This window comes from Chryseomicrobium excrementi, from assembly GCF_002798305.1.
Taxonomy (GTDB): Bacteria; Bacillota; Bacilli; order Bacillales_A; family Planococcaceae; genus Chryseomicrobium; species Chryseomicrobium excrementi.
In genome coordinates this window covers 840,027-865,249 of the sequence record NZ_PCGR01000001.1, presented here as the reverse complement: position 1 = coordinate 865,249, position 25,223 = coordinate 840,027, and the positions used below count along the sequence as shown (strand labels likewise).

24 protein-coding genes are annotated in these 25,223 nt (G+C 41.6%); 17 read left to right on the top strand and 7 right to left on the bottom strand.

Annotated elements, in window-relative coordinates; genetic code table 11:
- Positions 1 to 15: 15 nt before the first annotated feature.
- Entirely contained in the window at positions 16 to 435 is a 420-nt protein-coding gene (locus CQS04_RS04325) for an HIT family protein (protein WP_100352933.1), read from the bottom strand.
- 109 nt (positions 436 to 544) lie between these two features.
- On the opposite strand from CQS04_RS04325, the gene CQS04_RS04320 reads away from it, so the two are divergent.
- The 3 genes from CQS04_RS04320 to dfrG all read left to right on the top strand — a co-directional run bounded on the left by CQS04_RS04320 (position 545) and on the right by dfrG (position 3,230).
- Entirely contained in the window at positions 545 to 1,285 is a 741-nt protein-coding gene (locus CQS04_RS04320) for an ABC transporter ATP-binding protein (protein WP_100352932.1), read from the top strand.
- Positions 1,278 to 2,456 (top strand): ABC transporter permease, encoded by a 1,179-nt coding sequence (locus tag CQS04_RS04315; RefSeq protein ID WP_100352931.1) that lies wholly within the window; start codon positions 1,278 to 1,280, stop codon positions 2,454 to 2,456. Before CQS04_RS04320 ends, CQS04_RS04315 begins: the two co-directional genes overlap by 8 nt.
- A 276-nt stretch (positions 2,457 to 2,732) precedes the next feature.
- A complete protein-coding gene (gene dfrG / locus CQS04_RS04310) occupies positions 2,733 to 3,230 on the top strand; it encodes a trimethoprim-resistant dihydrofolate reductase DfrG (RefSeq protein ID WP_000868795.1) in 498 nt (165 codons plus the stop codon).
- A 71-nt stretch (positions 3,231 to 3,301) separates the two neighbouring features.
- On the opposite strand, the gene CQS04_RS04305 is transcribed toward dfrG, so the two are convergent.
- From CQS04_RS04305 to CQS04_RS04295, 3 genes are all read right to left on the bottom strand, one after another.
- Positions 3,302 to 5,254: an insertion element protein gene (locus tag CQS04_RS04305; protein ID WP_100352930.1), complete on the bottom strand. Its 1,953-nt coding sequence runs from the start codon at positions 5,252 to 5,254 to the stop codon at positions 3,302 to 3,304.
- Between the two features lie 6 nt (positions 5,255 to 5,260).
- A complete protein-coding gene (locus CQS04_RS04300) occupies positions 5,261 to 5,545 on the bottom strand; it encodes a hypothetical protein (protein WP_000922261.1) in 285 nt (94 codons plus the stop codon).
- 192 nt (positions 5,546 to 5,737) lie between these two features.
- Entirely contained in the window at positions 5,738 to 6,235 is a 498-nt protein-coding gene (locus CQS04_RS04295) for an antibiotic biosynthesis monooxygenase family protein (RefSeq protein WP_100352929.1), read from the bottom strand.
- A 175-nt stretch (positions 6,236 to 6,410) separates the two neighbouring features.
- On the opposite strand from CQS04_RS04295, the gene hemE reads away from it, so the two are divergent.
- The 7 genes from hemE (at position 6,411) to CQS04_RS04260 (ending at position 13,403) form a co-directional block, all read left to right on the top strand.
- Complete coding sequence (gene hemE, locus CQS04_RS04290; protein WP_100352928.1) at positions 6,411 to 7,463, top strand: uroporphyrinogen decarboxylase; 1,053 nt, start codon at positions 6,411 to 6,413, stop codon at positions 7,461 to 7,463.
- Between the two features lie 11 nt (positions 7,464 to 7,474).
- Entirely contained in the window at positions 7,475 to 8,395 is a 921-nt protein-coding gene (gene hemH / locus CQS04_RS04285) for a ferrochelatase (RefSeq protein ID WP_100352927.1), read from the top strand.
- A gap of 32 nt (positions 8,396 to 8,427) precedes the next feature.
- Positions 8,428 to 9,855, top strand: a complete 1,428-nt coding sequence (gene hemY, locus CQS04_RS04280; protein ID WP_100352926.1) for a protoporphyrinogen oxidase — start codon at positions 8,428 to 8,430, stop codon at positions 9,853 to 9,855.
- An 88-nt stretch (positions 9,856 to 9,943) separates the two neighbouring features.
- Positions 9,944 to 10,879 carry a YncE family protein gene (locus CQS04_RS04275; RefSeq protein ID WP_100352925.1) on the top strand — a complete coding sequence of 312 codons (936 nt, stop codon included), beginning with the start codon at positions 9,944 to 9,946 and terminating at the stop codon, positions 10,877 to 10,879.
- Positions 10,876 to 11,553 carry a response regulator transcription factor gene (locus tag CQS04_RS04270; protein WP_100352924.1) on the top strand — a complete coding sequence of 226 codons (678 nt, stop codon included), beginning with the start codon at positions 10,876 to 10,878 and terminating at the stop codon, positions 11,551 to 11,553. The genes CQS04_RS04275 and CQS04_RS04270 overlap by 4 nt, the downstream gene beginning before the upstream one ends.
- Positions 11,550 to 12,932, top strand: a complete 1,383-nt coding sequence (locus CQS04_RS04265; protein ID WP_100352923.1) for a sensor histidine kinase — start codon at positions 11,550 to 11,552, stop codon at positions 12,930 to 12,932. The genes CQS04_RS04270 and CQS04_RS04265 overlap by 4 nt, the downstream gene beginning before the upstream one ends.
- A gap of 3 nt (positions 12,933 to 12,935) precedes the next feature.
- Entirely contained in the window at positions 12,936 to 13,403 is a 468-nt protein-coding gene (locus tag CQS04_RS04260; protein ID WP_100352922.1) for a FixH family protein, read from the top strand.
- Between the two features lie 73 nt (positions 13,404 to 13,476).
- Here CQS04_RS04260 and yhfH read toward each other — a convergent pair whose 3' ends face one another.
- Positions 13,477 to 13,605, bottom strand: a complete 129-nt coding sequence (gene yhfH / locus CQS04_RS04255) for a protein YhfH (RefSeq protein ID WP_094941438.1) — start codon at positions 13,603 to 13,605, stop codon at positions 13,477 to 13,479.
- A gap of 122 nt (positions 13,606 to 13,727) precedes the next feature.
- Between yhfH and lplA the strand changes: the two genes are divergently transcribed.
- From lplA to CQS04_RS04220, 7 genes are all read left to right on the top strand, one after another.
- A complete protein-coding gene (lplA, locus tag CQS04_RS04250) occupies positions 13,728 to 14,720 on the top strand; it encodes a lipoate--protein ligase (protein ID WP_100352921.1) in 993 nt (330 codons plus the stop codon).
- Between the two features lie 66 nt (positions 14,721 to 14,786).
- Positions 14,787 to 15,491: a response regulator transcription factor gene (locus CQS04_RS04245; RefSeq protein WP_100352920.1), complete on the top strand. Its 705-nt coding sequence runs from the start codon at positions 14,787 to 14,789 to the stop codon at positions 15,489 to 15,491.
- On the top strand, positions 15,491 to 16,489 hold the full coding sequence (locus tag CQS04_RS04240) for a sensor histidine kinase (RefSeq protein WP_100352919.1): 999 nt from the start codon (positions 15,491 to 15,493) through the stop codon (positions 16,487 to 16,489). Before CQS04_RS04245 ends, CQS04_RS04240 begins: the two co-directional genes overlap by 1 nt.
- 3 nt (positions 16,490 to 16,492) lie before the next feature.
- Complete coding sequence (locus CQS04_RS04235; RefSeq protein ID WP_100352918.1) at positions 16,493 to 17,266, top strand: ABC transporter ATP-binding protein; 774 nt, start codon at positions 16,493 to 16,495, stop codon at positions 17,264 to 17,266.
- Positions 17,238 to 19,160 (top strand): FtsX-like permease family protein, encoded by a 1,923-nt coding sequence (locus CQS04_RS04230; RefSeq protein WP_100352917.1) that lies wholly within the window; start codon positions 17,238 to 17,240, stop codon positions 19,158 to 19,160. Before CQS04_RS04235 ends, CQS04_RS04230 begins: the two co-directional genes overlap by 29 nt.
- A 438-nt stretch (positions 19,161 to 19,598) precedes the next feature.
- Entirely contained in the window at positions 19,599 to 21,143 is a 1,545-nt protein-coding gene (locus tag CQS04_RS04225; RefSeq protein WP_100352916.1) for a fatty acid--CoA ligase family protein, read from the top strand.
- Positions 21,144 to 21,262: 119 nt separating this feature from the next.
- The gene (locus CQS04_RS04220; RefSeq protein ID WP_100352915.1) at positions 21,263 to 23,230 is read left to right on the top strand and encodes a S9 family peptidase; all 1,968 of its coding nucleotides are present in this window, start codon (positions 21,263 to 21,265) and stop codon (positions 23,228 to 23,230) included.
- 40 nt (positions 23,231 to 23,270) lie between these two features.
- Here the strand turns inward: CQS04_RS04220 and CQS04_RS04215 are convergent, their stop codons facing one another.
- Positions 23,271 to 24,047: an enoyl-CoA hydratase-related protein gene (locus CQS04_RS04215; protein ID WP_100352914.1), complete on the bottom strand. Its 777-nt coding sequence runs from the start codon at positions 24,045 to 24,047 to the stop codon at positions 23,271 to 23,273.
- Positions 24,048 to 24,140: 93 nt separating this feature from the next.
- On the bottom strand, positions 24,141 to 25,163 hold the full coding sequence (locus CQS04_RS04210) for an LCP family protein (RefSeq protein ID WP_100352913.1): 1,023 nt from the start codon (positions 25,161 to 25,163) through the stop codon (positions 24,141 to 24,143).
- Positions 25,164 to 25,223 lie beyond the last annotated feature (60 nt).

Sequence of the window (25,223 nt, the reverse complement as noted above, 5' to 3'; positions counted from 1 at the left end):
TATCAATGGTTCTGCTTATAATTTTTCTGACAATTGTTGCGCTAGCTGTTGAATCTTTTCTAGTGGATAGTCTTTTTCTTTCGTTCTCCAAGTTGCCTTGAATCCATCTGTCTCATCATAGCGCGGAATTAAATGTAAGTGGAAATGGAAGACACTCTGTCCCGCAGGGGCTCCGTTGTTATTCAATAAGTTCATACCCGCAGGGTGGAATGTCTCTTTCAAAGCAGTCGCAAGTTTTGGTACAACACGGAAGAGATTTGCAGCTTCATCTTCAGAAAGATCATAGACAGATTCTTTATGTGATTTAGGAATCACGAGGATATGGCCTTTAGTTAACGGCATGATATCCATAAATACAAAAACATGCTCGTCTTCATAAAGTTTGGTGCTTGGAATTTCGCCTGAAATCAATTTGCAAAAGATACATTCTATCATCTGGTGTCACTCCTTTTGGATTCATTATGAGTAGTTTACCATACGACTTACTGGTTCGAGATTTTTTTCCTTTTAGGTGCTACACTAATTGTTGAAAGGGGCTACTACTATGTCGTTACTAAAGTTAGAGCACGTTACCGGTGGGTATTCTAAAAAAGCTGTAATCCATGATTTGTCTTTCTCGGTCGAGCCTGGTGAGCTTGTTGGCTTGATTGGGTTGAACGGAGCTGGGAAGAGTACCACGATCAAGCATATTATCGGGTTACTGACACCCCATGAAGGAACTATTTCCATTACTAATCAAACATTGGCGAGTGCTCCGGATGTGTATCGAAAGTCGTTTACGTACATTCCAGAGACACCTGTATTATATGAAGAATTGACTCTACAAGAACATCTAGATTTGATGGCTCTTGCTTATGATATTGATGAGCAGACTGCCAAAGAGCGAGTAGATAAATTGCTCCAAGAGTTTCGTATGGAAAAGCGAATGAAATGGTTTCCGACCCATTTTTCAAAAGGGATGAAGCAGAAGGTGATGATCATGTCTGCGTTCATGGCAAATCCTGCGCTTTACATTATTGATGAACCTTTTGTTGGGCTGGATCCTCTCGCTATTCGAGCGTTACTTGCTCAGTTGGAAGAACGAAAATCAAAAGGCGCGGGTATTTTAATGACGACACACGTCTTGACGACAGCAGAAAAATACTGTGACAAGCTGATCCTTCTTCATAACGGTAGGGTGCGAGCTGCGGGAACGATGGAAGACTTGCGCCAAGCCTTACAGATGCCAGGGGCTTCACTTGATGATCTTTATATTGCGATGACAGAGGAAGTTGACTATGCCTAATCTAGCTTTTATCTACGGCAAGAGGTTTCAAAGTTATTTTATAGAACTCCAACGCTATATGCAGTTTATCATCTCAGGGCACATCGCTGTGGTGCTGCTCTTTGTCATTGGAGCGGCAGGGTACTCATACAGTCAGTGGTTACAAAATCCGCCTGAGGACTTTCCTGCATTTCTAGTGGCGGCCGTGGCTTTGACTCTTGTTGTGGTTCCAAATAGACCCGCGCTGTTACTAAAACAGGCAGATCACTATTTCTTTTTACCGATGGAACAACAAATGCAAACGTATCTTCGGCCAGCACTCCGCTGGTCTGAACTTATCGTCGTCGTCCGTTCACTTGTTGTCATGGTTGTCACTATTCCATTGCTTACTCGAGTGGGAGGGCTCTCCTCTTCCATGGTGATTGGACTTGCAGTGGTAGTAACTATCTTAGCGATTTGGAATGTGAGAAGTAAGTTCTATGCGTTCTGGGCTCATGATCAAGTGAGTGTCTTCGACTTTGTGATTCGACTTGGAATACTTTTTGGAACGTTCTATTTCTTCTTGTCATCCAATTGGATTGTGACCGGACTATTGGGTGTGATAGCGGGCGTCTATTACTTTTTCATGCTCACCAAATCCCTTGCTCCGTTCCCGTTCGACCGAATGATCGATATGGAGCAGCAGCGGATGCAACGGTTCTATCAATTCGCAAATTATTTTACAGAAGTCCCTCATGTCAGAAGTAAGGTTTCTAGACGAGCGTGGCTAAATGGACTGTTATCAAAGGGGAATATGCATCAATTCTTGATCGTCAGAAGTTTCGTTAGAAAAGACGAATTGTTCTACATGTGGCTTCGATTAGCAATCCTGTTAGTGCTGGTACCTTTTCTATCATTTTCTTATGTGGTCGCCGGCCTACTGGTTGTCTTTTCTTTTGCTATAGCGATTCAGACGCATCAAGGACTGCTGTTTAATCAGATTTTTAGGATGGATATGCTATATCCGCGGCCTGAGGTCTCAAAACAACAAGTGGTGATGAAGTTAGCACGACTGGTAAGTTATGCACCCCTTGGATTAGGTGCTGTAGTTGCTAGTCTCTTCCATCAACCGGTTCTGATTTTAGTTGCCGTGGTAGCAGCGGTGGCCTCAATTGAATGGTATTTTGTACGAAAAAAGAAGCAGCCAGATTAATCTAAGTAGTTCAGTTTTGGAGTACAAAATGACAAAATGTACTTCAAAATGGACTACTTTTTTCATTTTAACTTACATACCAAATTACATACAAAATGATTTATAAAATGCAATTGAAAATGATAATTGAATGAAAATTTGTGATTTTGTGGTATTATGATAATATAACTTATAGAAAAAATTGCTTATTCAACTAACGGGCAGGATAATGAGAAAAGGTTTTTTGATAGAAATAAGAAATTAGATGGTAAATTAGTTAAAAAGGCTGTGTTATAAATGAAAGTTTCTTTGATTGCTGCGATGGATAAGAATAGAGTGATTGGCAAAGAGAATGACATTCCTTGGAGGATTCCCAAGGACTGGGAATATGTTAAAAATACTACAAAGGGACATCCGATAATATTAGGTAGGAAGAACCTTGAATCAATCGGAAGAGCCTTACCTGACAGAAGAAATATTATTCTGACGAGAGATAAGGGGTTTACCTTTAATGGTTGTGAAATTGTTCATTCAATAGAAGATGTTTTTGAGTTATGTAAAAACGAAGAAGAAATTTTTATTTTCGGAGGAGAACAGATTTATAATTTGTTTTTCCCTTATGTTGAGAAAATGTACATCACAAAAATACATCATGAATTCGAAGGAGATACTTTTTTTCCAGAAGTGAATTATGAGGAATGGAATGAGGTATTTGCCCAAAAAGGGATAAAGAATGATAAAAATCCGTATAACTACTATTTTCATGTATATGAAAGAAAAAACTTATTGAGTTAACGGGTGCGTTAATTGAAGAAGAACAGTAAAGATAAAGCACAAGAGCTTGGGATTACTCCAAGCTCTTTTTGTCATTTGAAATAAATTATATCTTTCCAATCAAATTGTTTATCTGTAATCCCTAATCTTTGAGCAGGTGTCAAAACCTTTTTATCCGCTGATTTAAAAGGGCGACAAAAGTTGTAGTAAGTTCTTAGAATTGTAATCGCAAATTGAGCATACTTCGGATTGAAGTTAGCGTAAATATAGCTCTTCTTATCACCACGAGCTGTTGTTAATGGTCTTTCAAGAGATGATATATAACGTCTTATCTGTTGAATAAAGCTATTGGTCGAATGGTCATTAACATTTAATAGCATCTTTGCGATTTCGTTTGGTTCCAGAGCAGATAAATCCGTTCTACAATCAACTGAATAAAATCCTTTATCCTTAGTGGCTAATGGATGTTTGATAGGGTTATCGGCATATTTGCGATATCTTTCTCCATCTTTACTAATAGCCTCTTCGTGGAATTGATGACTTGTTAGTAATTCAGTTAGATAATGAGATGCCAAAGTCCGTAGAAACTTTGTTTTGAATCCTCTGATATCTCCCCAATCGAGCAGTTCTGCTTTTGCTTGTCCGAATTCTTTTAAGCATTGTTTTCTGCTTTTCGTCTTGTTAACTTGGCAAATAAAATGATGTGCATCGCTCAACCTTAATTCTTTCGTGAATACTCTATAAAAGGCGTTTCTAATAGAGAAGTCATCATCACTAATCATTCGCCATTCGTCGGCATTAACCATTTGTTTAATTAACCAATAGTGAGCAGTTGTAGTATAAGGAGCATCAACATTTAAACCATCGACAAATCTACTCCTATTAGTAATTTTCCCTAATTCGTGAAGATAAGCATTCCTATTTTCGCTATCGTTAGCGGATGGTTCTTGTGGATAATAAGACCAATCTAACCTATCATTTTTACGACTAAAAGTATTGAGATGGTCTTCTTTGAATTTTCTTGTATCTTCATTTAATTCATCCATTGAAATATTCCAATCATAGGCAACATCAGAACGGAACACATATCTTGATAAGACCTCAGCAGATACAACTATATACGTTTGCATATTAAGGTCTTCAAACCCCGTATATTTCTTTGAACCTTGTCCTTTCTTACGGACGTTATTTAGGTAGTAGTGCATCTTGTCCGTATTAAGCCACATCTCGTTAAATTTCTTTGTTTGAAGGGGTTGTGTCTCATATCGTTCTAAAAACTCCAAACAACGCCTATACAGCCACTCCAGCTTATGATAGTAGGTTCCAACTCCAATTCCTAAAATATCACAAGTACGACTGACTGAAACCCTTCCAACAACCATCTTAGCGAACATTGGAAGAATGGTGTTCTTTTGTTGGTGATAAGTAGTGGTTTCTTCTCTTTTTGGTAGAACATTAGTGAACTTCTTACACGCCTTACATTGATAGCGTTGAGATTTGCCCCTACTTTTCCCCCTTTTGTAAAATTGCTTCGGCTCATTGAATGGGGTTGATTCTTCTTCCGAGCAGCCTTCTTTATGAAATTGATAATCTGGCTCAACATCTTGGATGCTATTGATTTCTATAAGGCGTTTAATTTCTTCAACAACAGACCAATTAGATAAAGGGGTTACTGTACAGTTTTGCGATACACCTCTGCCAATAGGATTGTCATTGCAGTACATACCTTTATGACCTTTATCTTTGGACCTACCAGTCATTTTATATCGACTTGGTTTCCCTTTTACATCTTTGAATTTGTGCTGTTCTTTCCCAAAATTACAACAAAACGGATTGATGCAGTAATTATATTGAATGGGATATTCAGAACCGTTCCATTTAAAAGACGTTGGCAAGAACAACATTTTGTTATACCTTGTTGCAAATCGTTTTGGAGTTAATAAATCATATTGTTTAGCCCTATCTTTTAATTCTTCGTTTGAAATCGGAATTTTAACATCTACAATTTCATCTTCCTTCGTGGCTAATCTTTTAAGCTTGGTCATTGTCTATCAACCCACTCTATCTTTGATACCCATTTTTTCAACAATCCGCTTATTACTTCGCTTGTTGGCAATCCATTCAATAAACTTCTTATCGTCTAAAATGTTCAATAAGAATTCATCCACTGCTTCGCTTTCAGTACGCTCTGCATATTCAGCGTATTGCTTAACTATCACCCTTACTTGCTCTGATATTTCCCAATCCACAGACTTAGCGTTCTTATTTTTTGGCTCAAGAAATTGCATAGGAAAATGCACCCCTTTTTGCTTAGTAAATTGTAACCATTTTAACACACCAATTTGCATTCCTACAATAATTATTTCACGTTCGCATTTTTATATACATTTTAACTTACATTTTGTGGTGTAAATTAACAACAAACGTTGATTTAACAATAAAAAACGAGTATCAAATTCAGTTGCAATTTGATACTCATTTAGGTTTACATTTTCACTTTTTGTACTCCAAAACTGAACTACTTAAGATTAATCGGCTGCTTCTTCGTTTTTTGTGCGATAAGTATGTGTATAAGGAGAGCTTGTAAAAATATTTTGTTTAGAAGCAAATGTTTCAAGTTTTGTGAGATGACGGTCTGCCCATTGCTGGTAACTAGAGGGGCCGGACCATTGGGAAAGAATCAAGTACGTATCTGCTTTGACTGGTCGTAAAATACGGAGTGCGAATAGCCCTGGTTCACCCGATAGGTTCGCCATCATTGACTGTGCTTCATGTTCAAATACTGGACGCCCCTCGTCTGTAATTGGGATGTGATAGAAGTAAAAATAGCCTTCATCTTGGAAGTGTCCATGTGAGGCAAGTACCTCATAGGATCTTGGTGTTTGAAACTTTGTTTTACCGGAACTCTCGTGTAACAGAATGGTTCCATTAGATCCATAGAGAACGTGCATGTTTTCTGTGCTGTATTTTTCTTGTAACTGTTTCATAAATTCCGGTGTACCGGATGTGGTATATAAATAGCTCATAAATATGGCCTCCTCTGCTTGTTACTCTAAGTATTTCCCATTGTTCACAATTTGAAAACACTTTCCCTCTTATAGAAAGGCAATTCTATGACAATTTGCCTTGAAATCTATACAATAGGTGAGAGAAGTTCTAAAGTAAGAGATAGACTAATTGTGTAGGGAAGGGTAGACTACCATGAAAATAACGAATGATACGCTGTTACGTGCAGCACGAGGACAGCAAGTGGAACATACTCCTGTGTGGTTTATGCGGCAGGCTGGACGTTCTCAGCCAGAATATCGTGAGATTAAGAAGAAGTATTCTTTAGAAGAAATTACGCATCAGCCAGAGCTTTGTGCATACGTAACGAAGCTTCCTGTAGATAACTACGATGTGGATGCGGCCATTCTTTACAAAGATATCGTAACGCCTCTACCTGGTATGGGTGTGGATGTGAAGATCAAAGCAGGAATCGGTCCTGTTATTTCGAACCCAATCCGCTCTGTAGCGGATGTAGAGAAGCTCCAAGAGTTTCATCCAGAAGAACATGTTCCGTTCGTATTAGAGACAATCAAGATTTTGACGAAGGAACAATTGACTGTGCCACTGATCGGTTTTGCGGGTGCACCGTTCACATTGGCAAGTTACATGATCGAAGGCGGTCCTTCAAAGAGCTATAACAGAACAAAAGCTTTCATGGTCAGTGAACCGCAAGCTTGGTTTGCTTTAATGGACAAACTAGCGGATATGATCATCACAGATATCAAAGCTCAGGTCCAAGCGGGTGCTAGTGCTATTCAAATCTTCGACTCTTGGGTCGGAGCATTGAATGTAGAAGACTACCGTATTTATATTAAACCAATTATGACACGCATCTTCTCTGAACTACGTGAAACAGGTGTTCCACTGATTACCTTCGGAGTTGGCGCAAGTCACTTGGCTAATGAATGGCACGACCTACCAGTTGATGTTGTAGGGCTTGACTGGAGGCTGTCTATTGAAGAAGCGCGTCAGCGTGGCATCACAAAAACTGTACAAGGTAACCTAGACCCATCGTACTTGATCGGCTCTTGGGATGAGATTGAAAAACGAGCAAAACGGATTGTCGAGCAAGGGGTTGCTCATCCAGGTCACATTTTCAACTTGGGACATGGTGTATTCCCAGAAGTGGATCCAGATGTATTGAAACGATTGACAGACCTTGTGCACACATATAGTCGTGAACTGATTTCCCAAAAATCGAATTGAGGTGTCTTTTGATGAAGAAAAAAGTTGGATTACTTGTAATGGCGTATGGTACGCCTTATACAGAAGCAGATATTGAGCGTTATTATACGCATATTCGTCATGGCCGTAAGCCAAGCGAAGAAGCGCTTCAAGATTTAACAGATCGGTACCGTGCTATTGGTGGAATCTCACCACTAGCTAAAATTACAGAAGATCAAGCAAAAGCGATTCATGAAAAAATGAACAGCTCTCAAGACGAAGTAGAGTATGTGTTATATATCGGTTTAAAACACATTGAACCATTTGTTGAAGATGCTGTAGAAGCGATGGCGAAAGATGGAATCAAAGAAGCTGTCTCTATCGTGCTAGCTCCACACTTCTCAACATTCTCTATCAAGTCATACAACGGACGTGCCAAAGAAGAAGCGGCTAAATACGGGATTGAAATCAAATCTGTAGAAAGCTGGTACAATGAACCGAAATTCATCGAGTACTGGAACCGTGAAATTTCGAATACATTTAATGCGATGTCAGAGGAAGAACGTGCAAAAGCGGTACTTGTCGTATCTGCGCACTCCTTACCAGAAAAAATTCTTGCAAACGGGGATCCGTATGCAGAGCAGTTAAAAGAAACAGCACACTTGATCCAACAAGCAACAGGTGTTGAAAACGTTGAAGTGGGCTGGCAAAGTGCTGGACAGACTCCAGAGCCTTGGATTGGTCCAGATGTTCAAGATTTAACTGAAGAACTTTATGAAGAAAAAGGCTATCGTAGCTTTGTCTACACTCCAGTTGGATTTGTAGCAGATCACTTAGAGGTCCTATATGATAACGATTACGAATGTAAAATTGTCTGTGATCGTCTGAATGCGAACTATTACCGACCAGCGATGCCGAACACAGATCCCTTATTTATTCAAGCGGCTGTGGATGCCATCAATAAAGTACTGTAAAAGTAAAACTGAAATAGGAAGAGATGAACGTAATGGCGGAGAACAGAAAACAAGTAGCCATCATTGGTGGAGGAATTACGGGTCTATCAGCAGCCTATTACCTGCAAAAGCAGTGCCGTGAAGACAACTTACCAATCGATATATATCTGATTGAAGCCAGCTCACGTTTAGGTGGAAAGATCCAAACTCTTCGAAAAGATGGCTTTATTATAGAGCGAGGTCCAGACTCTTTCTTAGAACGGAAGAAGAGTATGGGTGTCCTCGCAAAAGAACTTGGAATCGATGACCAACTGGTCCATAACGCAACAGGGCAATCGTTCGTGTTGGTCAATGACCAGCTGCATCCGATCCCTGGTGGTTCTATCATGGGGATTCCTACAGAATGGAAACCGTTTGTCACAACTGGCCTGTTTTCATGGAGCGGCAAATTACGTGCTGCAGGAGACCTTGTCATGGCTCGTTCGGGTATTGACGAGGATCAACCTCTGGGTACATTTTTCCGTCGCCGTTTTGGAGCAGAAGTTGTAGAGAACTTAGTAGAACCGCTACTTGCCGGAATTTATTCGGGAGATATCGACAAACTAAGTCTGCATGCGACGTTTCCACAGTTCTATGAAGTGGAGAAAAAGCACCGCAGTCTGATGCTCGGAATGAAAAAGACACGTCCTGCAAGCTCGACTCCTCAAGCAGCAAATCGGAAACCGCAAGGGATTTTCCAAACGTTTTCAAGTGGTCTGCAGACCATTGTAGAGGCACTAGAAGGGGCCATTCCGGATGTGACGGTATCTAAAGGCACTAAAGTAGAGACGGTACAAAAGTTAGTGGGTAACCGACTTCGCTTGGTTTTCACTTCTGGGGAATCTTTGGATGTAGACAGTGCCATATTTACCACACTGCATCATCAGACTGCTGAAATTTTTGAAGAACACGGTATTTTACAACACTTTGAGGAAGTACCTTTATCTTCTGTTGCTACAGTAGCAATGGCATTCTCGAAATCTCAAGTGAATCAAGAAAAAGAGGGTACAGGGTTTTTGGTCTCTCGCAAAAGTGATTATGCGATTTCGGCATGTACGTGGGTCAATAAAAAGTGGCCGACTACGTCTCCTGAAGGAAAAGTCTTACTTCGAAGCTTTGTTGGAAAGTCCGGCGATGAATCTATTGTCGAGCTTCCAGACCATGAGATTGAAAAAATTGTGTTGAATGATCTTAGAAAAGTGATTCAAATCACAGGAGATCCTGAATTCACTGTCGTGACACGCTATCAAAAAGCGATGCCCCAATATTTAGTAGGTCATAAAGAACGACTGCAAAAGGCACGCCAAGAACTTGCACAACAGTTCCCGATGGTACAGCTCGCTGGTGCTTCATTTGAAGGGTCAGGTCTTCCAGATTGTATCGATCAAGCCATTCGTGCTAAAGATCAAGTTGTTGATTATCTAAAACCACATCTGTCCTAGGATGTGGTTTTTTTGTTCCTAATTGTTCAAGAGGATTTCAAACATTTTTCACAGATTGCTCGTACACTTGAAGAGAAGAGGTGACACAATGAAACGCTGGATGATAGGGATAGGTGTTCTCTTGCTGGCCGGATGCACCCCACAATTTGATGCCATAGAGCAAGGAGATACCCCTCAATTGCTCGTATATAGTCAGCTCGATGCCACGCTCTCTTTTTACACAGAAGATTTTAAGCAGCAAGGTCAGTGGAAGTTTGAGGAACCTTATTCGGGAATGACACTACTAGAGGATGATAAAATCTTGTTTTATGGCTATGGGCTGGAGCAAGCAACCGTTTATGATTTAACTTCAGGGCGACCGATTGGAGATTTATCTGTCGAAGAGGGCACCGTCTCTGCTTATAGCGATGCTACAGGCATTTATTTGGCGAACAGTGTGACAAATACAGTAAAACGGTTTACGCTTGATTTACAAGAAGCTGGTTCTATACAAACTGGAGACTATCCGATGTCGATGACTTCTTTTGACGAGCTGTTGTATGTTGTCAACTATCAAGATTCCCATGTTTCTGTAATCGAGCAATCCACGTTTGAAGAAATCGAGCAGTTCAAAGTCGATAGGGCATCTCAAGGAATCTATGCCACCTCCGATTCGTTATACATCGGAGGGCACGGAAGTGGGGCAACGGTTAACTCCAAAACACAACTGTTGGATAGATCTACAGGTGAAACTACCAAGACACTAGATATGCCGATGATGCCGATTGCATTTGCGGAGCAAGGCGAATCGCTCTATGCGCTCAGCCATGGTAGCAATCAGCTGTATCAACTAAGTGAAGATATGGTTACCGATGTTTTAACAGTGGCCTCTAATCCGTTTACTGTTGGGGCTACCGATCAAGCGCTTTATGTTGCTGGGTATGATGACGACACACTATACAAGATAGTGGATATGCAAGTAGTGGATGAAGTGAAGACCGGAGATGGTCCACTGCAACTACTCATTCGGGAGGCGACAAAATGACCACCATATTAGTAGTGGATGATGAGTATTCAATGCGTCGTTTACTCGACCTTCAGTTGAGTCAAAAAGGCTACCATGTGGTGACGGTTGCTTCAGGTAAAGAAGCACTGCATACGCTACAGACAGTAGTTGTAGACTTGATTTTAGTGGACGGTATGATGCCTGAAATGGATGGATTTGCATTAAGTGAGGCGATTCGTAATGGTTCTGAAGTGCCTATCCTTTTTGTAACAGCACTAGATGACCGGGATTCCAAGTTAAAAGGATTTGAGGTAGGCGTCGATGATTATGTGACGAAACCCTTTGATAGTGAAGAATTGCATGCAAGAATACAAGCTATATTAAAACGGGCTCAAAAAATACAGAGCCCTGTATCTGAAATGACACGTGGTGAGTTGACTTTAAATCTTACTGCACGAAGTGTCGTCGTAGCAGGGAAAAGAGTGCAAGTAACAATGAAGGAACTGGAGTTACTTGCATTATTAATGCGAAGCGAAGGCCGTGCGTTCAGCCGAGAAGAACTACTTGCCCATATCTGGGGAGAGCATTATGAAGGAACGACGCGTACAGTCGATACACATATCAAGACCCTACGTATTAAGCTCGGACCACCTGCGGATCAGTATATCCATACTGTGTGGGGGATCGGCTATAAGTTTGAGGTTGTGTCATGAATCGCATTACCACAAAAGTATGGTTGATTTTTGTAGCTGCGATTGCACTGATCATCACCATCATAACGCTATTATCCTATTATTTTTATGAGTCGATTTACGTGCAGGAAGTGCAAGCGACACTTGAGCAGCAGGCGGAGAACTTTGTCAGGCAAGCTGACGGCGAAGTCTCCGTTGAATTGATTGAAGCAGTAGACGCGTATAATGTATATTCTACTAGTGAAATCTTTGCGGTCCAAAATCCGCGAGAACTTAGCGCTTGTCTACCTTTTGAGATTAACTACAATGCTTTAATTAGTGGTGAGGACAGACAACGATTAGTGAATGGGGAAGTCTTGGTGAAGCGAGGCTATGAATCTCGATTTGATCGAGATGTGTTGAGCGTCATCACGCCTATTGTAAAAGACGACAGATTAAATGGGATTCTTTACAGTTACGTCCCACTTTCTCCTATCCTGAACTTTTTGCAAGGGCATTTGTTGCTAGTTGGCGTCAGTGGGGGATTTCTGTTTATTTTCTTTGCGCTACTCAGTCGCGTGATTTTACATTCCGTGCTTAGGCCTTTAAAAGACTTGCAACAGGCAACGGAAAGCTTTGAAAAAGGAGACTACACTGCGCGGGTTCGAACAGGACAGATCGATGAGATCGGTCAGCTCAGCCAAGCGTTTAACCGAATGGCAGAAGCTGTTGAGCTGGAAGACACGAAGAAAAAAGAGTTCTTGGCCATCGTGTCTCATGAACTTCGTACACCCCTAAGTTCTTTAGTTGGCTATAGCCATTCATTAGAGCGTGGCACATTACCGGAAAGCAGTTATCCAGAAGTTTTCAGTTTGCTCGCTTCGGAAGCAGAACGCATGAAAAAATTGACGGAAGACTTGTTATTCGTTGCTCGTGATGAGGCAGTTCAACTCCATCCACAGCCATTAGTGGCAAGTGATCTCATTCAACAGGCTCTTAAAATCATGCAGCCTCGTCTTCAAGAAAAGCAGATGACTACCTCAATCGATGCAGATGATTCACTGATCATTTCGGCAGATGAAGCAGCAGTGCTTCAAATACTTCTGAACGTACTAGAAAATGCGGTCAATTATAGCCCTCCTATGAGAGCGATTCACATTCGTCTGCGAGAGCAGGGGAAATTGGCTATTTTTGAAATTGAAGACGAAGGACCAGGCATTCCTGCGGAACACCTCCCGCATGTGACGGAACGTTTTTACCGTGTGAATAAAGCACGATCACGTGATGACGGTGGCTCGGGGCTTGGACTGACCATCGTGCAACATTTTGTGGAAGCATTAAACGGAACATTAACAATAGATAGTGCAGTTGGTGGAGGGACACGCATCCAAATTGCACTCCCATTATGGAAGGAAGAATAGACAATGAAAAAATGGTTCGCTGCTTTGGCAGTAGTTACATTATTGGCAGGTTGTACAAATGAAGCATCTTCACAACATGATATGCATCAGGAAGATCCTTCTTTAGAGCCTGTAGAAGTGGAAGTTCTAACAGAAGAGACTCTTCAGCCAGGCGAGGAAGTAGAACTCTCTGTAAGAGTGACACAAGAAGGCGAAGCAGTTGAAGATGCGGATGAAGTGAAATTTGAAGTATGGGAATCAGGACTTCGAGAAGAAGGGGCGATGCTTGAAACAGAACTTACGGAAGATGGAGTCTACGAGGCCACTCATACATTTGGTAAGGAGGGCGTCTATTATATGTTTGCTCACACAACAGCAAGAGGGATGCATGTCATGCCGAAGACGAAGTTTGTAGTGGGAGATCCGGACTTATCAAAAGTGCTTGAAGATGATTCATCAGACTCTATGGATCATGGAATGGACCATAAATAAAATAAAAACCGGGTTTCCATTAGTCAAATAGGGAACCCGGTTACTTTTTTCTATTCATTTTTATAAATCTCCTTTAGGCTTGTGAGCTACATGTATCACACTGGTCTTGATAGCATTCGTGCATCTCTTCCATTTTTTCGCCACAAGTTGCACATTGCTTTGCAGGTAAGTTACGGAAATATTCTACAACGTTTTCAATCATCTAGTCCACCTCCATCTGTTATATAACTGTTTAACTTGTATGAAGTGTAATATAACACAGAATACTTTGTCAACCCAAAACTTTAAGAATCATGTAAAATAGTCGTGAAGGGAGTTATGAAGATGTTATTTATCGATAATAAAGGAATTACAGACCCACGAATTAACTTAGCAATAGAGGAATATGCTCTGACCACTATGGATGTGGAAAAAGATTCATTCTTCCTGTTCTATATCAATCAACCTTCCATCATCATTGGGCGGAATCAAAATACAATTGAAGAAATCAACACCGATTTTGTAGAGGCAAATGGAATTATTCCAGTTCGTCGTCTTTCAGGCGGAGGCGCTGTGTACCATGATCTCGGAAACCTAAACTTCAGCTTTATTACAAAAGATGACGGGGAAAGCTTCCGTAACTTTAAAAAGTTTACTCAGCCAATCGTCGATGCGTTAAAAGAGATGGGAATCGACGCGGAACTAAGCGGCCGAAACGATATTCTAGCTGAAGGCAGAAAAATTTCAGGGAACGCTCAGTTCTCGACAAAAGGCCGCATGTTCAGCCACGGCACTTTACTTTTTAATTCAGAGATGGATGCTGTCGTTTCTGCATTAAAAGTGCGCAAAGATAAAATCGAATCAAAAGGAATCAAATCGATTCGTAGCCGTGTGGCCAATATCTCAGAGTTTCTTGACGAACCGATGAGCATTGAAGAATTTAAACAAGCGCTCTTAGTTTCTATTTTTGGAGGGGCGGACAACATCGAGTATTACGAACTGACAGAGAAGGACTGGGAAAACATCCACATCCTCTCTGAAAAACGCTACCAATCGTGGGACTGGAACTTTGGGAAATCACCTAAGTTCAACTTGGATCACTCGCACCGTTTCCCTGCGGGATCTATCGACCTAAAGCTGCAAGTGAGCAAAGGGAAGATTGAGGAAGCAGCTATTTTTGGAGATTTCTTTGGTGTCGGGGACATGGCAGATGTAGAACAGCGTTTGATTGGTGTCGACTATTCGCGCTCAGCAATCGACGAGGCTTTAGCAGACATTGACATTCCAACTTATTTTGGCGGCGTAACACGCGAAGACTTTTTATCTCTTATTTATTAATAGGCCGGACATCGATAGTACGCTCTCTCCTTAAGAGGGAGCTTTTTTTATACAAGGAGGGGTTGGATGGACAAGCACCGGATTTATATAGTGGAGGATGACCGCAAAATTGCAGAAATGCTCGCAGGAATGCTAGCAAAGTATCAATACGATACCAAAATTGTAGAAGATTTTGATGCGATTTCTAATGAGGCACAAGAATGGGATCCTCACTTGATTTTACTCGATATCAATCTACCTACATACGACGGCTATTTTTGGTGTCGGGAGCTTCGTCAAGTGACGACTTGCCCTATCATTTTTGTATCTGCTAGAACATCAGAGATGGATCAAGTCTTTGCCATTGAAAACGGAGGCGACGATTACATCACGAAACCATTTCATTATGAAATCGTCTTAGCTAAAATAAAGAGCCACATCCGAAGAAGCTTTGGAGAATACGCTCTGAAGCAAGAAGAGCGGACAGTAAAGCTTGGAAAACACACCTTGTATATGGAACGCTTAGAACTTGAGAGTCGGGGAACTCTGATTCCACTTCAGAAAAAAGAGTGTGTCATTTTGGAACTGTTGTTTAGTCAGCATCCTAAAGTGGTCTCACGCGAACAGCTTCTTGAAGAATTATGGGACGATCAATCTTTTGTCGACGAAAATACGTTGAATGTCAATATGACACGTGTTCGAAAAAAACTACAAGATTACGAAATCCTTTCTTCGATTGAAACCGTTCGTGGGGCGGGGTATCGTTTTCTTCTGCATCCGGAGGAAGCTTAGTGATTCGGTTATTTATTCGCGAACACACCATCTCGCTACTGTTCCCTGTCTTCATTTCGTTGCTCTGCTCTTTGATTTTTGTTTTAGATGGATTTCAATCTGTAAATACTGTGGTCTATGTGATTGTCTTGTCGACTATTCTCACGGGAGTCATCCATTTTTACTTGTATCTTCGGAAGTATAAATACTACAAACGAATTTTGACACCACCAAAAGCGATGGAAGATTTACTTGAGAAAATGTATCCTTCACCGGAGCAGCAACAAGAGCATCTATATTTACAACAATTATATAAAGTTTATCAGCAAGAAGTGCAGCGTCTGTATGCTGCACAAAAACGCCATCTCCAGTTTATGAACGGCTGGGTGCATCAAATGAAAACCCCTATCGCAGTAATTGATCTGATGGTCCAACAAGATGAAAAACTCGACAGTCAATCGGTCTCTGAAGAGATTGAACGTATCAAGAGGGCTCTAGAAGCAGTACTCATGAATGCAAGACTAGACACGTTTGAAGAAGATCTGCGTATTGAAAAAGTAAATTTAAAAGAGCTTGTTAGCACTATCGTCAATGAAAACAAACGCTTGTTTATTAAACGACAAGTGTTCCCTGTTGTAGAAGTGGATCCAAGCTTGGTGGTATCGACTGACCGGAAATGGGTTCAATTTATTGTGTCCCAATTTATCACGAATGCTGTGAAATACTCGTTTACACCGCAATCAAAAATCTGGATTACATCAGATTGTGGCGAGAACGGGTGTACACTCTCTGTGCGAGATGAAGGAATTGGAATTCCAAAAAGCGATATCAAACGAGTTACTCGCGCTTTCTTTACAGGGGAAAACGGAAGGAAGACCGGGGAATCAACAGGCATGGGACTGTATATTGCTCAAGAAGTCTCTCAGAAACTAGGACACACTTTAGCGATACAGTCTGAAGTTGGAGAAGGGACAACGGTGTCCTTGTCATTTATAGAATTTGAAAAGGTAGGCGAGTGAGTTATGGCCATCGTTACAGCAGATCACATCACAAAAATCTATGATGGGAAAGTGGCTCATTCTGCAATCAATCAATTGTCATTTGAAGTGGAACAGGGAGAGTTTTTAGCTATTATGGGTCCGTCGGGCTCTGGAAAGACAACGCTCTTAAATCTCTTGTCGACTATCGACCAGCCTACTTCAGGTTCTCTTACAATCAATGACCAAAATCCTCAGACACTATCAGCAAAGCAGGCTGCCATTTTCAGAAGAGAGCAGCTTGGCTTTGTCTTTCAAGACTTCAATCTGTTGCCTGCATTGACGGTCGAAGAAAATATGGTTCTTCCGCTGACTCTTGCCAATCAGCCAGTTGAGGAAATGAAAGAGCGAGTGGACCGTTTAATTCAAGATCTTCATTTAGAGCAGGTGCGGAATCACTTTCCTCATGAACTGTCAGGTGGACAAGCTCAAAGAACGGCAATAGGTCGTGCTTTAATCCATCAACCGCAAATAGTTCTCGCTGATGAACCGACAGGAAACTTAGATTCTAAAGCATCTAAAGACGTTCTGGAACTTTTAACCAAGATTAATCGTGAACGAATGACGACTATTGTCATGGTGACACATGATCCGATTGCTGCGAGTTATTGTGACCGGGTGTTGTTTATTAAAGACGGAGAATATTTTAATGAGATCTACAAAGAAGATTTGCGTCAAACGTTCTTCCAGCGGATCCTGAATTTGCTGTCGTTGCTTGGAGGGAATGTAAATGACCTTTCTACAGTTCGCTTATCGTAATGTGATTCGTAACCGCCGAGTGTATGCTGCATACTTTATGGCGAGCAGTTTCTCGGTCATGGTATTTTTTATCTATTCGATGCTGCTGTTTCACCCGTCTATTGAAAATCAATTTATTCAAGAGATCGCTTTCATGGGAATGGCTGTTGCAGACGTAGTGTTAGTGATTTTCACTTTGTTCTTCTTGTTGTACTCTTTGAGCGCGTTCTTACAGGCCCGCTCAAAAGAGTTTGGCATTCTTCAACAGCTTGGGATGGACCGCAGTCAATTACAGCGATTAGTTTTTATCGAGACGATGATTTTAGGGGTCGTGGCATTAGCGACAGGGATATTTTTCGGCTATATCTTTACGAAGCTGTTCTTTATGGTCATCCGAGCGATGCTTGTTTTAGACACGCTTCCTTTGTATTTTAGTCCAGAACCATTTTTGTTGACTGCTGTTGTGTTTACCACATTATTTATCGTCATCTCGATTGCAGGTTCCATCTTCATCCGTCAAAGTGCCATCATTCAGTTGTTGTCAGGGTCAACACAATCCAGAGAGACGGCCCACTTTTCTAAGGTTGGTGCTTTTTTGTCCTTTGGATTACTTGCAGTTGCGTATGGTCTGGTCCTTTACTGTCTCTATGAGATGAACGTTTGGTGGTCACCCGTCATAATCCTTTGTGCGATTGCAGGCAGCTATTACTTCTTTAAAGACGGAATACTCTACTTGATTCATAAACTGCAGCGAAATAAACAGCTCTATTGGCGTTCATTACGAATCGTGACATTTTCAGATGCCATAGAGAAAATTCGAGAAAATGCGCGGATGTATTTCATCGTCACTATGGTGTCGACTCTAGCTATCATTTCGGTAGGAGTGGTCGCATCGTTAACTAGTTTTGCCAATCAATATAGGGAAAGCAATCCAATCAGTGTCCTGTATGTCAGTGAGTCTGGAAATCCCTATGAAGCTAGTCATATCGACCAACTTACTAGTGATTTCTACAAAGAAAACTTAACGTATACATTACTGACTGCACCAGTCACCAAACAGACTTCCGCTGCTACAAATCGACCGGTACAGCTTTTGCGAGAAACGGATATCAATACGATCGCAGCCGTTTTAAAAGAGCCGTTGATTGATTTAGAACCGGGAGAAGGTATGCGGTTTGGTCAAGAAGTAAGGGACGGTCAAGAGCAACTCATCCATCTGAGAGAAAACACGATTTATTTTCATGTGGATGAAGGGTATCAATATTTCCCCTTACCTGAGGCCGCTTTTGACGGCCCGGCATATATTTTGTCTGATGAAGACTTTGAACGTATCGTAAATCCTTACTTGTATGGAGACTGGGCTTCTAGCGTGACGACCGTTTTTGCTTTCCATGTTCCCGACTGGTTACGCACGGATAAAGTCGGATTGACTTTGGACCGAGAAATGATTGCCTCTTATGAAGGAAATCAGGAGCTCCCGTTTTATTTTGATAATCCGGGACTGAATTACAGCTACATCAGTTCTACTTTCTCGCTTTTGTTAGTAACGGGCCTACTTGTGGCGGCCGTATTGATTTTAGCAGCAGGTAGCTTTATTTACTTTAAGTTTTATACCAATCTTGAAAAAGACCGGCGTCAATTTGAAGTGCTACGTCACATGGGACTGACAAACCAAGAACTACGTCGTATTGCGAATAGACAGTTATATCCTCAATTCTTCTTACCATGGGGACTTGCAATGCTCCATGCCACATTCTCTTTCTTATTTTTACAAGCGGTATGGGTAGATATTGCAGCGATGTCTATTGCGATGGAGATGCTGATTGTTCTAGGTGCTTTTACTTGTATTCAAGCAGTCTATTATTTACTGATCCGCTGGCGTTATTTCGCGCATCTTCAGCTTCATACGGGATAAATTGATTTCCATAAAACGAGGAATGTAAGAGTGGGAGTCGCTATGTCCTAGTGCAGCAGCATAATGTCACAGTGGAAAGATTTAATGTCATAATAAAAGCACTTCATGTAATAATCACTCAACTAAAGTATTTCCCTACTTCGTTCAAACCCATTTTCGCTTCGGTGAAGATGGGTTTTTTATGAGGAAGACCTTACTAGTAAGGGCGAACGCCTTCCACATCTAATTGGAATCGAGTTGCAGGCGTTAGAAATACATTCAAAAACCATTCACCCCAACCGAGGCAAAGAGCGCCTCAATTGGTGCGCCTGGTTTTTGAAGCATTTCTGGGCGAACGCCTTCCACATCTAATTGAAGCATTGCACTTCCGCAGAATATTTAGTAAAATAAGTTGTATGAAATGAATGACTATTCATTCAATTTTGAAAGGGGTATCGTATGAGTTTAGTTCAGCGCGTGCAGCAACAGGCTGCTCAAAATCCAACAAAAGCTGCTTATAGTTTCATGGGGAAAGACACTAGTTACGCAGAATTTGAAGGAACCGTTGCAAAGTTTGCTGGGGCTCTTCAGTCGCTTGGTGTAACAAAAGGAGACAATGTTGCCTTTTTGTTAGGCAACACACCACATTTTTTAATTTCGCTTTATGCTACAATGCGAATCGGGGCAACAGCGGTTCCGATCAATCCTATTTATACACCTGATGAGATTTCCTATATCATCAAAAATAGTGATGCCAAAGTAGTCGTGGCACTGGATCTCCTATTGCCACTAGTTGAACGTGCAGCAGGTGCATTCCCTAAAGTAGAACAGTATGTTATTTGTGAAACTGCTGCTGAGACGGCCGATAAACTGCGTGCTCTTCCAAGTGATTTGCAGTCAAAAGTGAAACCGTTTTCAGTTTTGGTTCATCAAGGACAAGCTGTAGAGCCAGTCGAGGTAGAAGATCACGATACAGCAGTCATCTTGTATACTTCAGGAACAACAGGGCATCCAAAAGGGGCTATGTTGACGTTTGAGAACATCTTTTCGAACGCACGCGATGTGGCAGAGTATTTAGGATTCTCACCAGATGATCGTGTTCTTGCTACGCTTCCTGTCTTTCATGTATTCGCGCTGACAGTAGTCGTGAACGCTCCTTTAGTGACAGGTGCAACCATTCTTTTGGTACCTAAGTTTTCTCCAGGAGATGTGTTCAGTGTGGCAAAAGAGCAGAAAGCTACTGTATTTGCAGGTGTACCAACTATGTACAACTTCTTATACCAGTATCCAGATGCAAATCCAGAGGATTTTTCAACTGTTCGCCTCGCCATTTCTGGAGGTGCCTCGTTACCAGTTGCTCTTCTTCATAATTTCGAGGACAAGTTCAACGTGCGGATCTCAGAAGGGTACGGGCTTTCAGAAGCATCTCCTGTAACTTGTTTTAACCCACTGGACCGTGAACGAAAAGCAGGTTCTATTGGAACATCCATCATCAACGTAGAAAATAAAATCGTCAATGAACTCGGTGAGGAACTTCCTATTGGTGAAGTTGGGGAACTGATTGTACGTGGCCCGAACGTGATGAAGGGCTACTATAAGATGCCTGAAGAGACGACAAATGCGATTCGCGATGGCTGGCTATACACGGGGGACTTAGCTAGAAAGGACGAAGAAGGCTATTTCTATATTGTCGATCGTAAAAAAGACATGATCATCGTGGGTGGCTATAACGTGTATCCACGAGAAGTAGAAGAAGTGCTATTTGCGCATCCAGGTATATTAGAAGCAGCTGTAGTTGGCGTTCCAGATCCGAACTTTGGAGAGCAAGTGTTAGCTTTCGTTGTGTTAAAAGATGCAACTTTATCTACTGAAGAGATTCAATCCTTCTGTCGTGAGAAGTTAGCTAAATATAAAGTACCTTCTCGTATTGAGGTATTAGAAGAATTACCGAAAAATACTACAGGCAAGATCCTGAGAAGAACTTTAAAAGAACAATCTGTATAACCAGTAGCCCTTTTCTCGCTTTGAGAAAAGGGTTTTATTGTGAATAGTTTGGCTATTTGCATAAATTCCAGTATACTGAAAAGGTATTTTGATAGTCGAAATAGTTGGGAGGAATCACCATGCAAAAAGAAAAAGTAACTGTAGCCGATATTGAACAGATTCATTCCGTTACAACTCCAATCTGGCACCCGAATGGTGTCCGGGTCGCGTATGTAAAAACATCAATTGATTCTAAAAAGAATACATACGAGAGCAGTATTTATGTGGTAGACGAAGAAACAAAGAAAGAAAATAAATGGACGACACGTAAAGAACGCATCTCTTCTATCAAATGGTCACCTGAAGGAAATTATTTATCTTTCTTGTCGACTCGTGATGAAGGCAATCAATTATATATCCTTCCGGTAAACGGGGGAGAGGCAAAACAAGTTCTGGACCTTCCCTTTGGAGTGTCTTCTTACGTCTGGCATCCAACAGAAGAAAAGATCTGGTTTACAGCTAGTTTTCACAATGAAACAGGCTGGGACAAACAAGAGGACAAAAAAGAAGAGTTTCCAAAGCCATACAAAGCAGGGAAGATGAAATACATTCAAGATGGCAGCGGATTAGTCAAACAAGACCGTTTTTCTCAAATCGGAATCGTAGAAGTGGAGACAGGCACATATGAAAGATGGTCATCAGAAAACGACCATCAGCAAATCCATGCGGTATCTCCTGACGGAAACCAAATCGTTACTTCTACATCGCCATTAGATAATGATGACGTTTTTGAATCTGATTTAACGTTGGTCGACATCGAGTCCAAGTCATCCAAAACTCTCTCACTCGAGCCAGGTTATTACGGAGGGGCTGCTTTCTGTCCATCTGGAGAACATTTAGCGTTTGTCGGTGCCACTCGTACTTTTGAGAATGCTACTCACAGTCAGTTATATGTCTACAATTTAAAAACGGATCAAGTCCAGTCTTTAACAGAGGGCCTTGATGCTCCAGTAGGAGATTACGTTGCAGCAGATATCCAACAAGGGGCAAGTGCACCTGCAGTCGTTTGGACGGAGCACGATCATTTATACTTCCAAGTGTCGACATACGGAGACGTCCGAGTATACTTCGCAAGCCTCGAAGGAGAACTGTATCCAGTGACACAAGAAGGAGAGCATGTCTACGGGTACGATGTGACGCGTGACGGTTCGAAACTGGCTATCACAGTTAGCGATCCAACATTCCCAGGGGAGCTATTTGTTCAAAGCGTAACAACTGGCGAGCGTACGCTATTGTCGCATCATAATGAACAGTATGTGGCTTCACGAAACTTGCTAGCCCCAGAAGCCATAGTATTCAAAGGGCCAAAAGGTTGGGACGTTCATGGATGGATCATCAAACCGGTGGAAGCGGAAGGAGGGAAAGTTCCTTTAGTCACCAATATCCATGGCGGACCACACGCGTTTTATGCAAATACGTTCTTCCATGAGATGCAGCTCCTTGCTGCTCAAGGCGTAGGTGTTCTCTACGTAAATCCACGAGGGAGTCATAGCTACAGTCAAGAGTTCGTTGACGCAGTCCGTGGAGACTACGGCGGCAATGATTATTTAGATATCATGGCAGCGGTGGATTATGCACTAGAGCAGTATGATTGGATTGATCCAGAACGTTTAGGCGTGACGGGAGGTTCCTATGGTGGGTTCATGACGAACTGGATCGTAGGGCACACTGACCGTTTTAAAGCGGCAGTGACACAACGTTCCATTTCAAACTGGATCAGCTTCTACGGAGTATCGGATATCGGCTATTACTTCACGGAATGGCAAATTCAAAGTGACATGAATGATATCGACAAGCTATGGGATCACTCACCTCTCAAATATGCATCACAAGTGCAGACGCCACTCCTTATTTTACATGGAGAGAACGATTTACGTTGCCCGATTGAACAGGCACAGCAATTGTATATTACGCTAAAGCGAATGGGGAAAGAGGTTGAGTTCGTCCGTTTCCCTCAAGCTGATCATAACTTGTCTCGAACAGGGCTTCCTAACCTGCGTAAAGAACGTTTGGAAGAGATTGTTGGTTGGTTTAACGACTATTTATAAAATAAAGAAACGTCCAGCTCAAAATCGGCTGGACGTTTTTTCATTTTCCTTTAAATTGTGGTTTGCGCTTTTCACCGAAAGCAATTAAGGCTTCCACCCGGTCTTCTGTTGGAATCGTAAGCTCGTAAGCTTTCCGTTCAATATGAAGACCCGTCTGTAAATCTGCATTCATGCCATTTTTCACTGCAAATTTTGCTTGCTGCAAGGCGATTGGCCCATTAGCTAGTATCGACATCACGAACGCTTCCGTTTCTTCTACAATCGTAGAATCCGAGCTGACTTTTGTGACCAGTCCGTAGTCAAGCGCTTCTTGAGCGGATAACTTTCGTGCCGTCAGAATGAGTTCAAGTGCTTTGGATTCTCCAATCAAGCGAGGGAGTCGTTGTGTTCCTCCTGCACCCGGGATAATAGCAAGGCTCGTTTCCGTTAGCCCCATGACACTTTTTTTAGAAGCGATTCGGAAGTCACAAGCAAGTGCTAATTCCATACCTCCCCCAAAAGCAAATCCATCTAGCATGGCTACTGTAGGCTGAGGCAAATTTTCAATTGTTGTAAAGACTTCACCAATTTTATAGAGATTTCGTTTTACTTGTTCCGTCGTCAACGTCTTGCGCTCTTTAAGATCGGCCCCGACACTAAATGCCCGTCCCCCAGCTCCTCTAAAAATGACAAGACGAATATCCGGATTGATGCGGATGGCATCTACCACTTGACCAAGCTCTGCAAGCATATCGTAGTTGAATGCGTTCATAGCTTCTGGTCGATTTAATGTAACGACCGCAACATGTTCTTTCTGTTCAAACAATAAAGTTTCCATTTCCATCCCTCCACCACTTTAGCGTACCATTTTCAAAAATCGCTGTCACTCGTCAAAAAAAGCCCTTATCCATTAAGGATAAAGGCTTTACTGTTAGTCATTATCATTTGTAGTCGCATCTCCTGCATACTCTGAGCTACCTGGCTTTAACTCGAGGTGCGTTTGTAATTCTGTCTTAGTTGCTTCAAGGCTTTCTTCATCTAACTGCCAATAATACGTTCCTGTAGACATATCATCGTAGCCAGTGAGAGTGAGAGTCTCCACCTGAGGTTTTCCTTTAGAAACGTAATCAAAGAAAGATTTCATTTGATCGAACGTTAAGTCCGTTTTCATATTGCTTCCAACAGCGTCGATAACATCGCCGTACTTGGTAAATGAAGAAGCAGAAGCAGCTTTTTTAATAATGGCTTCTAGAATCATCTGTTGACGTTTACCGCGTTCGATATCGTTATCTAATTTACGTGTACGAGCGAGTGCAAGTGTTTCGCGGCCATCCAGTAACTGAGTACCTTCTTTTAATTCGACTGTATATTCATCGTTTTCATCAAGTTCTAAGTGATCGTAAGGAACATCTACAGTCACACCGCCGAGAGCATCAACCGTATCAATAAATGCATTAAAGTTCATTTTTACATAATAATCAATGGGAATATCAAGTAGTTCTTCTACTGTTTCAATAGAGACTCGAGTGCCTCCATGTGCGTGCGCGTGAGTAATTTTATCATTGTAGCCAACTTCAGGAATATAGACATATGAATCACGTGGGATGCTTACAAGTTTAATTGTCTTATCTTCATTGTTTAAAGTGGCAACCATTAGAGCATCTGAACGACTCGTTTCATCTCCAAAACCACGTTCCTCACTGTCGTCAATACCGACAAATAATATGGATACATTGTCCGTCAGCGGTTCCACTTTTTCATCACGAAGGTCAGATCCGTTTTCACGATCTGCAATTGCCTGATAACTTCTATAAGCGGCGACCTCCGCTCGTTTGGCTAGATAGACTCCGTAAGTTGCAGATAGGATTGCAAAAGCTCCTAGTGCAATAAGAATGGAGTATAAAATGGTCTTTTTCCGCGAACGAGTCTTTTGTTTTTTCGATAATCTATTCATTTGTTAACGCCTCCTGAAGGGACAGGCCCTTCATTAATTTCACAATCTAGGTGCTAGTAG

Bases quoted from the DNA above. Each gene is read 5' to 3' on its own strand.
- CQS04_RS04235 (WP_100352918.1), top strand. From the start codon at position 16,493: ATGGCCATCGTTACAGCAGATCACATCACAAAAATCTATGATGGGAAA.
- lplA (WP_100352921.1), top strand. From the start codon at position 13,728: ATGTTATTTATCGATAATAAAGGAATTACAGACCCACGAATTAACTTA.
- CQS04_RS04230 (WP_100352917.1), top strand. From the start codon at position 17,238: ATGACCTTTCTACAGTTCGCTTATCGTAATGTGATTCGTAACCGCCGA.
- CQS04_RS04265 (WP_100352923.1), top strand. From the start codon at position 11,550: ATGAATCGCATTACCACAAAAGTATGGTTGATTTTTGTAGCTGCGATT.
- CQS04_RS04270 (WP_100352924.1), top strand. From the start codon at position 10,876: ATGACCACCATATTAGTAGTGGATGATGAGTATTCAATGCGTCGTTTA.
- hemH (WP_100352927.1), top strand. From the start codon at position 7,475: ATGAAGAAAAAAGTTGGATTACTTGTAATGGCGTATGGTACGCCTTAT.
- CQS04_RS04275 (WP_100352925.1), top strand. From the start codon at position 9,944: ATGAAACGCTGGATGATAGGGATAGGTGTTCTCTTGCTGGCCGGATGC.
- CQS04_RS04220 (WP_100352915.1), top strand. From the start codon at position 21,263: ATGCAAAAAGAAAAAGTAACTGTAGCCGATATTGAACAGATTCATTCC.
- CQS04_RS04225 (WP_100352916.1), top strand. From the start codon at position 19,599: ATGAGTTTAGTTCAGCGCGTGCAGCAACAGGCTGCTCAAAATCCAACA.
- CQS04_RS04325 (WP_100352933.1), bottom strand. From the start codon at position 435: ATGATAGAATGTATCTTTTGCAAATTGATTTCAGGCGAAATTCCAAGC.
- CQS04_RS04210 (WP_100352913.1), bottom strand. From the start codon at position 25,163: ATGAATAGATTATCGAAAAAACAAAAGACTCGTTCGCGGAAAAAGACC.
- CQS04_RS04315 (WP_100352931.1), top strand. From the start codon at position 1,278: ATGCCTAATCTAGCTTTTATCTACGGCAAGAGGTTTCAAAGTTATTTT.
- dfrG (WP_000868795.1), top strand. From the start codon at position 2,733: ATGAAAGTTTCTTTGATTGCTGCGATGGATAAGAATAGAGTGATTGGC.
- hemY (WP_100352926.1), top strand. From the start codon at position 8,428: ATGGCGGAGAACAGAAAACAAGTAGCCATCATTGGTGGAGGAATTACG.
- CQS04_RS04260 (WP_100352922.1), top strand. From the start codon at position 12,936: ATGAAAAAATGGTTCGCTGCTTTGGCAGTAGTTACATTATTGGCAGGT.
- CQS04_RS04305 (WP_100352930.1), bottom strand. From the start codon at position 5,254: ATGACCAAGCTTAAAAGATTAGCCACGAAGGAAGATGAAATTGTAGAT.
- CQS04_RS04320 (WP_100352932.1), top strand. From the start codon at position 545: ATGTCGTTACTAAAGTTAGAGCACGTTACCGGTGGGTATTCTAAAAAA.
- CQS04_RS04295 (WP_100352929.1), bottom strand. From the start codon at position 6,235: ATGAGCTATTTATATACCACATCCGGTACACCGGAATTTATGAAACAG.
- CQS04_RS04215 (WP_100352914.1), bottom strand. From the start codon at position 24,047: ATGGAAACTTTATTGTTTGAACAGAAAGAACATGTTGCGGTCGTTACA.
- hemE (WP_100352928.1), top strand. From the start codon at position 6,411: ATGAAAATAACGAATGATACGCTGTTACGTGCAGCACGAGGACAGCAA.
- yhfH (WP_094941438.1), bottom strand. From the start codon at position 13,605: ATGATTGAAAACGTTGTAGAATATTTCCGTAACTTACCTGCAAAGCAA.
- CQS04_RS04245 (WP_100352920.1), top strand. From the start codon at position 14,787: ATGGACAAGCACCGGATTTATATAGTGGAGGATGACCGCAAAATTGCA.